The following is a 14,400-nucleotide window of genomic DNA, read 5'->3' as shown; positions in this document are numbered from 1 at the left end:
CTGGTCCCTCCACGTTCGTCGGTGTCCGTGGCGCGGATCGCGTCCACCGGGCAGATCTCCAGGCATTCCAGGCAGCCCGTGCAGCGGTCGGCGCGCACGGCGAGGCCGCCGGGCACCGGCCGGATCGCGTGCGTCGGGCAGGTGAGCAGGCAGGCGCCGCAGCCCTGGCAGGCGCCGATGGTCACGGCCGCCACCGGTACCCCCTCGGGGTGACCATCCGGCCGGCCACGATCCGGGTCTGGCTGCTGCCCACCACGACGACGCTGTACATGTCGACCAGCGCCGCGTCGAGGGTCGCCAGGGTGGCCAGGTGCACCCGCTCGCCGGCCCGGCTGGCGTTGCGCACCACCCCGACCGGGGTGTCCGGCGGCCGGTGCGCGGCGAAGACCTCCAGCGCCGCGCCGAGCTGCCAGTCCCGGGCCCGGCTGCGCGGGTTGTAGAGCAGCGCCACGAAGTCGCCCTCGGCGGCAGCGGCGACCCGGCGGGCGATGACCTCCCACGGCGTGTGCAGGTCGGACAGGCTCAGGTAGGCGTGGTCGTGGCCGAGCGGCGCGCCGAGCAGCGCCCCGGCGGCCAGCGCGGCGGTCACCCCGGGCACGCCGAGCACGTCGATCCGCTCGTCGGCGTACTCGAGGGCGGGGCTGGCCATCGCGTACACGCCGGCGTCGCCGGAGCCGACCAGCGCCACGGCGTGACCGGCGGTGGCCTCCGCGACGGCGGCACGGGCCCGTTCCTCCTCGGCGCCGAGCCCGCTGGCGAGCACCCGGGTGCCGGGGCGCAGCAGGTCGCGCACCTGGTCGACGTACTGGTCCAGGCCGACGACCACGGCGGCGCGGCGCAGCTCGGTCACCGCGCGGGCGGTGCGCAGGTCCGCCGCGCCGGGCCCGAGGCCGACGATCGCCAGCCGGCCGCGCGGGGCGTGCCGGGCGACGGCGACGGTGGCCATCGCCGTCGCGGTCTTCGGCACCAGCAGCTCGGCGCCACCGCCGAGCAGCGCCGCCGCCTCGGCGACGCTGGGGGTGCCGACGGCGGCACGGACCACCTCGCTGGGGTGCGGCACGTCGACCGCCGCCAGCTCCGCCGCCGGATGCGTCACCAGCGGTACGCCGAGCGCGTCGGCGGTCGCCCGGATGCCCGCCTCGTCGGCCTTGATGTCGGCGCTGGCCAGGTGCCGCAGGCTGGCCGGGCTGAGACCGGCCTCGGCGAGCACCCGGTCCAGCAGGCCGCGCACCTCGGCGGCGGGCACGCCCCGGCTGGACCCGACCCCGGCGACCAGCGACGGGGGCCGCAGCACGGCGGTCCGGTCGTCGAGCGGCACCACCCGGTCGGTGACCAGCAGCCGGTACCCGCCGTCGACCGCCGGCCCGGCCGGCCCGGACCCGACGCCGCCCCGACCGGGGTCCACCGGCCCGGCGGGCGCGGGGGCGAAGTCCACCGGCCCGGCGGGCGCGAGGGTCGACGGCCCGGCGGGGGCGAAGTCCGCCGGTCCGGCGGGGGCGGGGATCGGCGGCCCGGCGGGGGCGGAGGGGTGCGGCCCGGCGGGGGCGGGGCGCACGTTGTCAGGCAGGGCGGGCAGCGGCCAGGTGGCGTCGGCGACGAGGGTCACCGGCTCGCCGTCGAGGATGGCGCGGCCGACGGCGGCGACGGCGCCCTCGACGTGCCAGCCGAGGGTGTCCAGGCCGGGCAGGCCGACGGCGTCGGTGGCGGTGGTGACCACCGGGTTGGCGTCGAGCAGCGCGCCGACCCGCGCGGCGAGGTCGTTGCCGCCCCCGGCGTGGCCGCCGAGCAGCGCGACCGCGTGCCGGGCCGCCTCGTCGACCACCACCACGGCCGGGTCGCTGCGCTTGTCGCCGAGCAGCGGAGCGAGGATGCGCACCACCGCCCCGGTGGCCAGGAACGCCACCACGGCGTCGTACCCGGTCCAGGCGGCGCGCAGCGCGTCCGCGACGGTGTCCGCCGTGACGACGCGGGCGTGCGGCCAGGCGTCGGCGAGGGTGCGGGCGTGCCGCCGGCCGGCGGCGGTGGCGGCGACGAGCCCGATGCGGGCCGGCTGGTCCGTGGCGGCGGGCGGGTGGTTCACGGGCGCTCCCCGGTGAGGACGACCACCGGGTTGGTGGCCGCGAGTCGGACGGACCCGCCGGGCAGGTCGGCGAGGCGGGCGGCGGAGAGCTGGACGCCCTGCACGGCGTAGCCGGCGGCGCGCAGCAGCCCGACGGCGGGGGCGACCCGGTCGACGGCGGCGAGGGCGGCCACCACCCGGTCGGGCCGGCGGTGCGCCACGGCGGCGAGCACGTCGGTGCCGCCGCCGCCGACGAAGACGGCGTCGGGATCGGGCAGCCCGTGCAGCGCCCCGGGGGCGGCGCCGGCCACCACCCGCACGTCGACGCCGTGCCGGGCGGCGTTGGCGCCCACCGGCGCCGCCGGATCACGCTCCACCGCGATCACGGCCGCGCCGAGCAGGGCGCACTCGATCCCGACCGAGCCGCTGCCCGCGCCGACGTCCCAGACCAGCCGGCCGAGGCGGGGACGCAGGCGGGCGACGGCGAGGGCGCGTACCTCCGACTTGGTGATCATGGAATCGCGGTGGGCGTAGGCGGACTCGGGCAGCGCCCACCCGCCGGCCGGGGCGGCGGCCGGCTGGTTGTCCGCCCGCATCCCGGCCGCGCCGGGCTCACCGGCGAGGCTGAGCAGCACGTGCGGGTCGGCCCAGGCGCGGCCGGCGGCCTGCTCGGGGGTGGTCTCGGTGATCCGTTCGGCGTCGGTGCCGAGGTGTTCGGCGACGAGCAGGCGGCGCGTCCAGCCGACCAGCCCCGCGCCCAGCTCGGCGGCCCCGGCGCCCGGGGCGGTGAGCACCGCGACGGCGGGCAGCGCCCGGCACGCGTTCAGCGCGGGCCGGGGGTCGCGGCCGTGCGCGGTGACCACGGCCGCGCCGTCCCAGGGCAGGCCCGCGCGGGCGAACGCGGCGGCCACGCTGGACACGGCCGGCAGCACCCGCAGCGGCAGCCCGGCCGCCCGCAACGCCCGGACCACCCCGAACAGTCCGGGATCGCCGCTGGCCAGGACGACGGCGGGACTCCCGGCGGCGACGGCGTCGGCCAGCCGCCCCAGCGCGGACGCCAGCGGCCCGAGGGCGACGGTGTCGGCGTCGGCCGGCAGGCGGACGGCGGCCAGGTGCCGGGCCGCGCCGACCACCAGCCGGGCCCCGGCGAGCGCGGGCGCAGCGGCGGGGTGCGCGGCTCCGCCCGCGGCGTCGATCCCGACCACGGTCACCGCCGGCCCGACGCCCGCGACCGGCTCTCCGGCGGTCACGCCGCCCACCGGCCCGAGGACGCGACCACCCGGTCGCCGGCGAAGTCGACCATGGCGACGTCGACGGTGACGGCGTCGCCGGCGAACCGGAGCAGCACCTGCCGCACCCGGTGGCAGAGCAGGTCGCCGGCGGCGCCGAGCAGCCCGGCGGCCTCCCACAGCTCGTACGCGTGCCGCCCGGTGTTCGCGGCGGTGACCGCCGCCACCAGCGCGGGGTCGCCGCCCGCCTCGGCGGTGACCGCCCCGAGCAGCGAGAGGTCCACCTTGGACCGGGTGTAGTGGGTCATCAGAATGCCGGCCGCGAGCTTGGCCAGCTTGCCGGCCATCCCGACGAAGACCACGCCGGTCATCCCGTCGCCCACGGCGGCGGTGACGGCCGCGCCGGTGAAGTCGCCGACCTCCACGAAGCACACCTCGGGCAGCTCCGGCAGCAGCGCGCGGGCGGCCCGCTCGGTGCGCCCGCCGGTGCACAGCACCACGGTCCGCTCCCCCTGGGCGGCCATCACGTGCACCGCCTGCACCACGCTGGCCCGCCACGACGCGGTGGAGAACGGGCGGACGACGCCGGTGGTGCCGAGGATGGAGATGCCGCCGAGGATGCCGAGCCGGCGGTTGGTGGTCTTGCGGGCCATGATCTCGCCGCGCGGCACGCTGACCACCACCCGGACGCCCACCTCGGTCAGGTCGACGACCTCGGCGACGGCCTGGCCGATCATGCGGCGCGGGGTCTCGTTGATGGCCGGCCCGCCGACGGGCAGGCCGAGGCCCGGTCTGGTGACGGTGCCGACGCCCGGCCCGCCGTCGAGGCGCAGCCCGGGCGTGTCCCGCCAGCTCACGGTGGCGGTCAGCTCGGCGCCGTGCGTGACGTCCGGGTCGTCGCCGGCGTCCTTGACCACCACCGCCTCCGCCCGCGCCCGGCCGTCGACCTCGCAGCGGGCCACCGGAAAGCTGACCCGCCGCCCGGCGGGCAGCCCGATCTCCACCTGCCGCTGCGGCACGCCGGTGACCAGGGCGGTCAGCGCCGCCTTGGTCGCCGCCGTCGCACAGGCGCCGGTGGTCCACCCGGTGCGCAGCGCGGTCGGCCGGACCTTCGCGGTACGCGGCAGGTCCGGCTCGCGCAGCGGCGGCTCGGCGTACGTCATCAGGCGCGCCCGTCCCCCGGTGTCCCGCCGCCGGCGCGGGCACGGCGCAAATCGGCGCGGGCGGCCGGCTCGGCCCGACGGAAGGTGTGGAAGTGCCCGGGGTGGTAGAGGTGCGAGCGGGTGCCGGCGGCGGCGAGCGCCGGGCCGACCAGGAAGAGGGTGTGCTTCCAGAGCTTGTGCTCCTTGACGGTGGCCTCCAGGTCGCCGAGCGCGCACCGCACCACCAGCTCGTCGGGCCAGGTCGCCTGGTACGCCACCACGACCGGGGTGTCGGCCGGGTACCCGCCGGCCAGCAGCTCGGCCTGCGCCTGGCCGGAGCGGGCGGCGGAGAGGAACAGGGCCATGGTGGTGCCGTGCCGGGCGAACTCGCGGACCCGCTCGCCCGGCGGCATCGGGGTCTTCCCGCCCTCCAGCCGGGTGAGGATCACCGACTGGGCGACCTCGGGGATGGTGAGTTCCCGGCCGACGATCGCCGCGACGGCGGTGAACGACGAGACGCCGGGGACGATCTCCACGGCCAGCCCGAGCGCCCGGCACAGGTCGAGCTGCTCCTGCACCGCGCCCCACAGCGCCGGGTCGCCGGAGTGGATCCGCGCGACGGTCAGCCCGTCGGCGGCGGCGCGCTCGTAGAGCGGCAGCACGCCCTCGATCGGCAGCCGCGACGAGTCGACGATCTCCGCGTCGGCGCGGGCGTGGGCGAGCACGTCGGCGTGCACCAGGCTGGCCGCCCAGACCACCACGTCGGCGGAGCCGATCACCCGGGCGGCGCGCAGGGTCAGCAGGTCCGCCGCGCCGGGGCCGGCACCGACGAACCACACCTTGCCCGTGCTGGGCGGCCCGCCGTCCTCGGCGTGGCCCGCGATCGGCCCGGTGCTCACAGCTTTCCTCCCCTACGGTCCCGGCGGGCCGGGACCAGCAGCGTCGACAGGTACGGCAGGTCGTCGGCCGCGTCGGTGACCGCGCCGATCCGCTCGCCAGGCAGCCCGAGGCCCCGGCCCAGCACGGCCTCGCCGAGGCGGCCCTGCCGGCGCAGCTCGGCGACCAGCTCGGCGTGCCGCCGCCAGCCCTTGTACGCCACGACGGTGCCCGGGCCGGCGAGCGCGTCGGCGAAGAGCGCCAGCCCGGCGGTGGCCGGCAGCAGGGTCAACGGTTCCCGGCCCTCGCAGAGCGGCACGCCGCTGCGCGCCGCGAGGTCCTGCATGGCGGTGATCCCGGGGACCGTGCGCACCTCGACCGCCGGGCGCAGGGCGCGGACACCCTGCGCGAGGTAGCCGAAGGTGGAGTAGACGTTCGGGTCGCCGATGGTGGCGAAGACGATCGCGCGGGCGCCGCCGTCGACCGCGTCGAGCACCGCCCGCGCGGCGTCCTCCCAGGCGCGTTCCCGGCGGGCGGTCACCCCGCCCCGGTCGTCGAGGGCGAACGGCAGCCGGCGCAGCCGGCCCGGCGCGACGTGCGCGGCCACGGTGGCCTCGGCCCGGCCCGGGGGCGCGTCGCCGGCCGCGGCGAGCCGGTCCAGCACGGGTACGAACACCACGTCGGCCTCGGCAAGCAACCGGGCCGCCCGCAGGGTGAGCAGTTCGGGGTCGCCGGGACCGACCCCGACCCCGGTCAGCGTCGCGGCGCCCGCGCGCCCGTTCACCGGCTCGCGGCTGTCGTGACCGGTCACCGGGTCGCCGCCTCGACCAGGCGGCGGGCGGCGTGCGGATGGCCGGCCCAGTGCGTGTGCAGGTAGGAGGCGTGCACCCGGCCGGCGACGAAGCCGTGGTCGGCGCCGTCCCAGCGCCACGCCGGCTGGTCGCCGTGCCCGGGGTCGGTGACGGTGCGGTGGAACTCGTGGCCGCGTACCGGGTCGCCGGGGCGGTGCAGCGGGGAGCCGGTGACGGCGACGGCGTCGCGGTAGCCGAGGGTGAGCCGGTCGGTCATCCGGGCGGCCAGGTCCAGCCGGCCGCACATGGGGACCCCGTCGAGGTGCCGGCCGAGGTAGAGCAGGCCGGCGCACTCGGCGACCACCGGGCCGTCGAAGTCGGCCAGCTCGGCGCGGAGCGTGGCGTTGTCGGCCAGCTGCGGCGCGTACGCCTCGGGGAAGCCGCCGCCGACGACCACCGCGCGGGTGCCGGCGGGCAGGGCGGGGTCGCGCAGCGGGTCGAAGGGGGCGACCGTGGCGCCGGCGGCGGCGAGCAGCTCGGCGGTCTCGGCGTAGGAGAAGGTGAAGGCCGGTCCGCCCGCGACCGCGACCACCGGACGCCCGGCGCCGGCGAGCCCGCCGACGGCGGCGGCCGGATCCCAGGCCGGGGCGCGCAGGGGGCCGGCGGTGCGGGCCAGGTCGAGTACGGCGTCCAGGTCCACGGTGGCCGCGACGAGGTCGGCGAGGGCGGCCACGATCGCCAGGGACTCCGGTGCCCGCTCGGCGACCGGCACCAGCCCGAGGTGGCGCGCCGGGGCGGCGACCTCGACGGCGCGGGCGACCGCCCCGAGCACCGGTACGCCCACCTCGGCGAGCGCGTCGCGCAGCAGCGACTCGTGCCGGGGCGAGCCGACCCGGTTGAGGATCACCCCGCCGATCCGCACGCCGGGGTCGAACGCGGCCATGCCCAGGGCGAGCGCGGCGGCGGAGCGGCCCTGGGCGGTGGTGTCCAGCACCAGCAGGACCGGGGCGTCGACCAGCCGGGCGACGTGCGCGGTGGAGGCGTACCCGCGGCGGCCGACCGCGCCGTCGTGCAGCCCCATCACGCCCTCGACGACGGCGATGTCGGCGGGCGTCGGGGTGCCGGCGCCGTGGCGCAGCAGCGGCGCGATCCGCTCCTCGCCGACCAGCCACGGGTCGAGGTTGCGGCCGGGGCGGCCGGCGGCCAGCGCGTGGTAGCCGGGGTCGATGTAGTCGGGGCCGACCTTGTGCGGGCTGACCACCAGGCCGCGGCGGCGCAGCGCGGCGAGCAGCCCGGTGGCGACGGTGGTCTTGCCGTGCCCGCTGGCGGGCGCGGCGACCACCACGCGGGGCAGCGCCCACGCGCCGCCGTGGTCGCCGGTCGCGTCGTTGTCCCGGGCGCCGCCGGTCGCGGCGGCATCGGTGGACGGGGGGCCGCCGGCCGGGTGTCCCGCCGGCGCGGTGGGGCCGTCGGGACCGCGCGGGTCGGTACGGCGGCCGGGGCCGGTCACCATTCGATGCCCTTCTGGCCCTTCTGGCCGGCGTCCATCGGGTGCTTGACCTTGGTCAGCTCGGCGACCAGGTCGGCGGCCTCCACCAGACGCGGGTCGGCGTCCCGGCCGGTGATCACGACGTGCTGGAAGCCGGGGCGGTTCGCCAGGGTGTCGACCACCTCGGCCACGTCCACCCAGCCCCACTTCATCGGGTAGGTGAACTCGTCGAGCACGTAGAGGCCGTACCGCTGCGCGGCCAGGTCGCGCTGGATCTGCCGCCAGCCCTCCAGGGCGTCGGCGGCGTGGTCGGCCTCACCGCCGCGCTGGATCCACGACCAGCCCTCGCCCATCTTGTGCCACGCGACCGGGGCGCCCTGCCCGGTGCGCTCGTGCACCTCGCCGAGGGCGCGGAAGGCGTTCTCCTCCCCCACCCGCCACTTGGCGCTCTTGACGAACTGGAACACCCCGACCGGCAGCCCGGCCGTCCAGGCGCGCAGGGCCAGCCCGAACGCGGCGGTCGACTTCCCCTTCATCTGCCCGGTGTGGACGATCAGCAGCGGCCGGTGACGCCGCTGCCGGGTGGTCAGCCCGTCGGCGGGCACGTGGGACGGCTTCCCCTGCGGCATCAGGCGACACTCCTCTTCTGCCCGACGGCGGCGACTGCGGCGACGGCGGCGGTGCCTGCGGTGGCGGTGGCTGCGGTGGCGGTGGCTGCGGTGGCGGTGGCTGCGGTGGCGATCTTGGTAGGGGCGGGCCCTCCTGGGGGCCGTTCCTTGCCAAGATCTGCGGCGGACCGGTCGTGCGGGCCGGGACGGGGTGCCGGCGCGGGGGCCGGGCGGCCGGCGGCGAGAGTGGTCAGGGGGGCGGTGGCCACCTCGTCGAGGCGGTGGTGGGCGGCGTCCAGTTGGGCGGCGAGGCGGCGCGCCAGGCCCAGGCGGACCGGGCCGCTCTCGCAGTCGACGACGACGCAGGGCGCGCCGGTCGCGGCGAGCACGCCCGCCGCGCGGGCCGCCCGGTCGAGCGGGCGCTCGCCGGCGGTGGCCCGGCCGTCGGTGACGACCAGCACCAGGGGGCGGCGGCGGGGATCGCGCAACCGCTCCAGCCGCAGCAGGTCCGCGGCGGCGAGCAGCCCCTCGGCCAGCGGGGTGCGCCCGCCGGTGGGCAGCTCCGCCAGCCGGACGGAGGCGGCGAGCACCGACGAGGTGGCCGGCAGCAGCAGCTGCGCGGCGGCGCCCCGGAAGGCGACCACCGCGACCTTGTCCCGGCGCTGGTAGGCGTCGGTGAGCAGGGCGAGCACGGCCCCCTTCACGGCGGCCATCCGCGCCCGGGCGCCCATCGAGCCGCTGGCGTCGACGACGAAGATCACCAGGTTGCCCTCGCGCCCCTCGCGGACGGCCTCCCGGACGTCGTCGGGACGCAGCCGCAGCGGCCCGCCGACCCGGCCGCGGGCGGCCTGGTGCGGGGCGGCGGCCCGGACGGTCGCCGGCAGGTGCAGCATGCCGGCCCGGGCGGTCGGCACCCGCGCCCCGGTGGTCCGTCCGCGCCCGGTGCGGGCCCGGGAGCGGCGGCCGGGCACCCCGTCGCCGACCCCGGGCGCGGTGAGCAGCCGGGCCTTCAGGCCCTGCCGGGGTACGGCCACGGCCTGCCCGCCGCCGGAGCGGCCGTCCGCCGGCCGGGTCCGGCCGGGGGCGCCCTCGCCGCCCGGGTCCCCGGCGTCGGGCGGGCCGGTCGAGGCGTCGGCCGAGCGCCCGGTGGCGTCGTCGCCACCGCCGGCCCGGTCCGGCCACGTGCCCTCGCCGCCGTCCCGGCCGGTGTCGCCGTCGCGCCCGAGGTCCGGCGCGTCCGCGCCGGCCGGCGTGGTCCCGTCGGCGTCGCCGGGGTCCGGGGCGCCGCCGGCCCCGCCCGGGCCACCGCCCGGGCCGCCGGGTCCGCCGCCGTCCGGGCCGGAGTCCGGGCCGTCGCCGGGGCCGCCGTGCTCGTCGTCGGGGTCGTCGTCGCCGGCCCGGTCGAGGGCCTCGTCCAGGCGCTTCTCGTCGAGCCCCGGAGCGTCGAACGGGTCCCGGCGACGCCGGTGCGGCAGGGCCAGCCGGGCGGCGACCCGCACGTCCTCCACCGTGACCGCGTCCCGGCCGTGCCAGGCGGCGTGCGCCAGCGCCGTACGGGCGGTGACGATGTCGGCGCGCATGCCGTCCACGTCGAACGCGGCGCACACCTCGGCGATCCGGCGCAGCGCGGCGTCGGGCAGCAGCACGTGCGCCAGCCGCTGCCGGGCGGCGGCGACCCGGCGGGCGACCTGCGCGTCGGCGTCGGCCCAGCGGGCGGCGAACCCCGCCGGGTCGGCGTCGGCGGCGAGCCGGCGGCGGACCACCTCGACGCGTACGGCCGGGTCGCGGCTGGCGCCGACCTCCACGGTCAGCCCGAAGCGGTCCAGCAGTTGGGGGCGCAGCTCCCCCTCCTCCGGGTTCATCGTGCCGACCAGCAGGAACCGGGACGCGTGGCTGACCGAGACGCCCTCGCGCTCGACGTGGCAGCGGCCCATGGCGGCGGCGTCGAGGAGCAGGTCGACCAGGTGGTCGTGGAGCAGGTTGACCTCGTCGACGTAGAGCACCCCGCGGTGGGCGGCGGCGAGCAGGCCGGGCTCGAAGGCGCGCACCCCCTCGCCGAGTGCCTTCTCCAGGTCGAGCGAGCCGACCACCCGGTCCTCGGCCGCCCCGACCGGCAGCTCCACCAGCCGGGCGGGACGCCGCTCGGCGGCCGGCGCGGCCGGGTGCGGCCCGTCCGGGCAGGACGGGTCGGGGGCGGCGGGGTCGCAGGCGAAACGGCAGCCGGCCACCCGGTCGACCGGCGGCAGCAGCGCCGCCAGGGCCCGTACGGCGGTCGACTTGGCGGTGCCCTTCTCGCCGCGCACGAGCACCCCGCCGATCGCCGGGGAGACGGCGTTGAGCAGCAGGGCCAGCCGCATGTCGTCCATGCCGAGCACGGCGCTGAACGGGAAGGTGGTCACCGTGCCGCCTTCCGTTCGCGACTGCGGAGCTCGCAGGACCGGCTCACTCCTCGCGCTCACTGCCGTTCCTCCAGGTCGCCCTCGCTGGCCAGGTACGTCTCGCGGAGCCGGTCCAGGGTGGCCGGCTCGGGTTCGGCCCACAGGCCCCGGTCGGCCGCCTCCAGCAGCCGCTCGGTGATGCCGCGCAGCGCCCACGGGTTCGACTGCTCCAGGAACTCCCTCGTGGTGTCGTCGAAGACGTACGCGGCGCTCAGGTGCTCGTACATCCAGTCGTCGACGACGCCGGCGGTGGCGTCGTAGCCGAACAGGTAGTCGACGGTGGCGGCCAGCTCGAAGGCGCCCTTGTAGCCGTGCCGGCGCATCGCGGCGATCCACTTCGGATTGACCACCCGGGCCCGGAACACCCGCCGGGTCTCCTCGCCGAGGGTGCGGGTGCGCACGTCGTGCGGCATCGCCGAGTCCCCCACGTACGCGGCCGGGGCGGCACCGGTGAGGTGGCGGACCATGGCCACCATGCCGCCGTGGTACTGGAAGTAGTCGTCGGAGTCGACGATGTCGTGCTCGCGGGTGTCCTGGTTCTTGACCGCCACGGCGATCCGGGCGAAGGAGCGTTCCATGTCGGCGCGCGCCTCCCGCCCGTCCAGCCCCCGGCCGTAGGCGTAGCCGCCCCAGACGGCGTACACCTCGGCGAGGTCGGCGTCGCTGCGCCAGTTGCGGGCATCGATCAGCGGCAGCAGCCCGGCCCCGTACGCCCCGGGCTTGGAGCCGAAGACGCGGGCGGTGGCCCGCCGCTCGTCGCCGTGTTCGGCGAGGTCGGCGGCGACGTGCGCGCGCAGGAAGTTCTGCTCGGCGGGCTCGTCCAGGGCGGCCACCAGCCGGACCGCGTCGTCGATGAGCGCGACCACGTGCGGGAAGGCGTCGCGGAAGAAGCCGGAGATGCGCACGGTGACGTCGACCCGGGGGCGGCCCAGCTCCGCCGTCGGCACCACCTCGACGCCGGTGACCCGACGGGACCGGTCGTCCCACGTCGGGCGGCAGCCGAGCAGGGCGAGGATCTCGGCGATGTCGTCGCCCTGGGTACGCATGGCGCTGGTGCCCCAGACCGTGAGCCCGACCGAGCGGGGGTACTCCCCGGTGTCGGCGAGGTGCCGGGCGAGCAGCGAGTCGGCCAGGGCCACGCCGACGTCCCAGGCGTTGCGGCTCGGGATGGCCTTCGGGTCGACGGAGTAGAAGTTCCGGCCGGTGGGGAGCACGTTGACCAGGCCCCGGGTGGGCGAGCCGGACGGGCCGGGCGGCACGAACCGCCCGTCGAGCGCGCCCACCACCCGGTCGATCTCGTCGGTCGTACGGTTCAGGCGCGGCACCAGCTCGGTGGCGGCGAAGCGGAGCACCGCGGCGGCGTCCGGTACGGCCCGCCCGGCCACCTCCTCGACCACCACCTCGACGGCGTCGGCGTCCCAGCCGAGGGTCTCCATGCCGACGACCAGCCGGCGGGCCAGGGCCTCGATGAGGTCGACCGCGTCGGCGGCGGTCACGCCCGGTCCCTCCACGGTCTCGGTCAGCGCCTCGGGCACGGTGAGCCGCTCCCCGGGGGCGGCGAGCAGCGCCTGCTCGTCCAGCCCGTACGCGCCGGCCAGCGCCTGCCGCAGGCCGGGCAGCGCGCGGGCGCCGCCCCAGACCTGCGGAGCGCGCAGCACGGCGAGCACGAGGTTGACCCGGGCCTCGCCGGTGGGCGCGGCGGCGAGGATGTGCAGGCCGTCGCGGATCTGCACGTCCTTGACCTCGCACAGGTAGCCGTCGAGGTGCAGCACGAAGTCGTCGAAGTCGTCGGCGTCGGGCATCCGCTCGGCGTGCAGGTCGTGGTGCAGCTCGGCGGCGCGTACCAGGTCCCAGATCTGGGCCCGCAGGGTCGGCACCTTGGCCGGGTCGAGGGCCTGCACGGTGGCGTACTCGTCGAGCAGCTGCTCCAGCTTCGCCAGGTCCCCGTACGTCTCGGCGCGGGCCATCGGCGGCACGAGGTGGTCGACGACGACGGCGTGCGCGCGCCGCTTGGCCTGCGTGCCCTCGCCGGGGTCGTTGACGATGAACGGGTAGACCAGCGGCAGGTCGCCGAGGACGGCGTCCGGGGCGCAGCCGGCGGCCAGCCCGAGGCCCTTGCCGGGCAGCCACTCCAGGGTGCCGTGCTTGCCCAGGTGCACCACGGCGTCCGCGCCGAACCCGCCGTCGGCGACGGGCGCGGCCAGCCAGCGGTACGCGGCCAGGTAGTGGTGGCTGGGCGGCAGGTCCGGGTCGTGGTAGATGGCGATCGGGTTCTCCCCGAAACCGCGCGGCGGCTGGATCAGCAGCACCACGTTGCCGAAGCGCAGCCCGGCGAGCACGATGTCGCCGCCGTCGGTGTAGAGCCCGCCGGGCGGCTCGCCCCAGTGGGCGAGCATCCGTTCCCGCAGCTCCGCCGGCACCTGCGCGAACCACCGCCGGTACGTCTCCCCCGGCACCCGCGCCTCGGCGGCGCCGAGCTGTTCCGGGGTGAGCCACTCGACGTCGTGGCCGCCGGCGGCGATGAGGGCGTGGATGAGCGCGTCGCCGTCGTCGGGCACCGGCGCGTCGCCGAGGTGGTAGCCGGCGTCGGCCAGGGCGGCGAGCAGCCGCACCGCCGAGGCGGGGGTGTCCAGGCCGACGGCGTTGCCGACCCGGGAGTGCTTCGTCGGGTACGAGCTGAGCACGACCGCGAGCCGCTTGTCGGCCTGGGGCACGTGCCGCAGCCGGGCGTGCCGCACGGCGATGCCGGCCACCCGGGCGGCCCGCTCCGGGTCGGCGGCGTAGGTGGACAGCCCGTCGGCGTCGATCTTCTTGAACGAGAACGGCACGGTGACGATCCGGCCGTCGAACTCGGGGATCGCCACCTGCATCGCGGCGTCCAGCGGGGACAGCCCGGCGTCGCTGGCGGCCCACTGCTCGCGCGTGCTGGTCAGGCAGAGCGCCTGGATCACCGGCACGTCCAGGGCGGCGAGCGCGCCCACGTCCCAGGCGTCCTCGTCCCCTCCGCCGGAGGCGTCGGCGGCGACCGTGCCGCCGGCGGCGAGCACGGTGACCAGCAGGGCGTCGCAGCGGGCGAAGAGCCCGAGCGGCCCCGCGTTGGCGGTGAGTCCGCGCAGCGAGCCGCAGTAGATGGGCAGCGGGTCGCCGCCGGCCGCCTCGACCGCGTCGGCGAGGACGTCGACGAACCCGGTGTTCCCGGCGAGGGCGTGTGCCCGGTAGAAGACGATCCCGACCGTCGGCCGGTCCGGCCGCGTGGGCCGCTCGCCGTGGATGCCATACGTCGGGGTGGGCGCGGGCGGGGCGAAGCCCTCGCCGGTGAGCAGCACCGTGTCGGAGAGGAACCGGGCGAGCTGGGCGAGGTTCTCCGGCCCGCCCTCGACCAGGTACGCCAGCGCCTGGGTGGCCACCCCGGAGGCCACGGTGGAGGCCGCCATCAGCTCCGCGTCCGGCACGTTCTCGCCGCCGAGCACGACCGTCGGCACGCCGGAGGCCAGCACCGCGGCCAGCCCGTCCGGCCACGCCTGCCGGCCGCCCAGCAGGCGTACGACGGCGAGGTCGACGCCGTCGAGCAGCGCGGGCACGGCGTCGGCGGCGATCCGGGCGGGGTTGGCGAGCCGGTAGTCGGCGTCGCTGGCGCGGGCGGCGAGCAGGTCGGTGTCGGCGGTGGAGAGCAGCAGGATGCGCACGGACAGCTCCGGAGAGTGACGCCCGGGTCGACGCGGGGACGACCGGGCGATGCGGGGATGGGCGCGGTTCAGCGGGTACGAC

At 78.1% G+C, this 14,400-nt stretch carries 8 protein-coding genes and 2 pseudogenes; all 10 read right to left on the bottom strand.

The window, feature by feature from the left end; translation table 11 throughout:
• Positions 1 to 29: 29 nt before the first annotated feature.
• Positions 30 to 194 (bottom strand): annotated as a pseudogene (locus tag AB0883_RS22545) (4Fe-4S binding protein); the annotation flags it as partial.
• Positions 182 to 2,080 (bottom strand): precorrin-3B C(17)-methyltransferase, encoded by a 1,899-nt coding sequence (gene cobJ / locus AB0883_RS22540; RefSeq protein WP_366643153.1) that lies wholly within the window; start codon positions 2,078 to 2,080, stop codon positions 182 to 184. The pseudogene AB0883_RS22545 and the gene cobJ, both read right to left, overlap by 13 nt.
• Positions 2,077 to 3,309, bottom strand: coding sequence for a precorrin-6y C5,15-methyltransferase (decarboxylating) subunit CbiE (gene cbiE, locus AB0883_RS22535; protein WP_366643152.1), 1,233 nt, complete (start codon positions 3,307 to 3,309; stop codon positions 2,077 to 2,079). Before cbiE ends, cobJ begins: the two co-directional genes overlap by 4 nt.
• Positions 3,306 to 4,451 carry a cobalt-precorrin-5B (C(1))-methyltransferase gene (locus AB0883_RS22530; RefSeq protein ID WP_366643150.1) on the bottom strand — a complete coding sequence of 382 codons (1,146 nt, stop codon included), beginning with the start codon at positions 4,449 to 4,451 and terminating at the stop codon, positions 3,306 to 3,308. Before AB0883_RS22530 ends, cbiE begins: the two co-directional genes overlap by 4 nt.
• Positions 4,451 to 5,329 (bottom strand): precorrin-4 C(11)-methyltransferase, encoded by an 879-nt coding sequence (gene cobM, locus AB0883_RS22525; protein ID WP_366643149.1) that lies wholly within the window; start codon positions 5,327 to 5,329, stop codon positions 4,451 to 4,453. Before cobM ends, AB0883_RS22530 begins: the two co-directional genes overlap by 1 nt.
• Positions 5,326 to 6,090, bottom strand: coding sequence for a precorrin-2 C(20)-methyltransferase (gene cobI, locus AB0883_RS22520; protein WP_366643362.1), 765 nt, complete (start codon positions 6,088 to 6,090; stop codon positions 5,326 to 5,328). The genes cobM and cobI overlap by 4 nt, the downstream gene beginning before the upstream one ends.
• 23 nt (positions 6,091 to 6,113) lie before the next feature.
• A complete protein-coding gene (locus AB0883_RS22515) occupies positions 6,114 to 7,610 on the bottom strand; it encodes a cobyrinate a,c-diamide synthase (RefSeq protein ID WP_366643147.1) in 1,497 nt (498 codons plus the stop codon).
• Complete coding sequence (cobO, locus tag AB0883_RS22510; RefSeq protein ID WP_334604976.1) at positions 7,604 to 8,215, bottom strand: cob(I)yrinic acid a,c-diamide adenosyltransferase; 612 nt, start codon at positions 8,213 to 8,215, stop codon at positions 7,604 to 7,606. Before cobO ends, AB0883_RS22515 begins: the two co-directional genes overlap by 7 nt.
• A gap of 218 nt (positions 8,216 to 8,433) precedes the next feature.
• Positions 8,434 to 10,560 (bottom strand): annotated as a pseudogene (locus AB0883_RS22505) (VWA domain-containing protein); the annotation flags it as partial.
• Between the two features lie 89 nt (positions 10,561 to 10,649).
• A complete protein-coding gene (cobN, locus tag AB0883_RS22500; protein ID WP_366643145.1) occupies positions 10,650 to 14,318 on the bottom strand; it encodes a cobaltochelatase subunit CobN in 3,669 nt (1,222 codons plus the stop codon).
• Positions 14,319 to 14,400 lie beyond the last annotated feature (82 nt).

It is taken from the genome of Micromonospora sp. NPDC047812 (genome assembly GCF_040704175.1).
GTDB lineage: Bacteria > Actinomycetota > Actinomycetes > Mycobacteriales > Micromonosporaceae > Micromonospora.
This window is presented reverse-complemented; position numbering and strand designations above follow the sequence as displayed.

Coding starts and splice junctions, on each gene's coding strand:
- AB0883_RS22530 (WP_366643150.1), bottom strand. CDS start 4,451: ATGACGTACGCCGAGCCGCCGCTGCGCGAGCCGGACCTGCCGCGTACC.
- AB0883_RS22515 (WP_366643147.1), bottom strand. CDS start 7,610: ATGGTGACCGGCCCCGGCCGCCGTACCGACCCGCGCGGTCCCGACGGC.
- cobO (WP_334604976.1), bottom strand. CDS start 8,215: ATGCCGCAGGGGAAGCCGTCCCACGTGCCCGCCGACGGGCTGACCACC.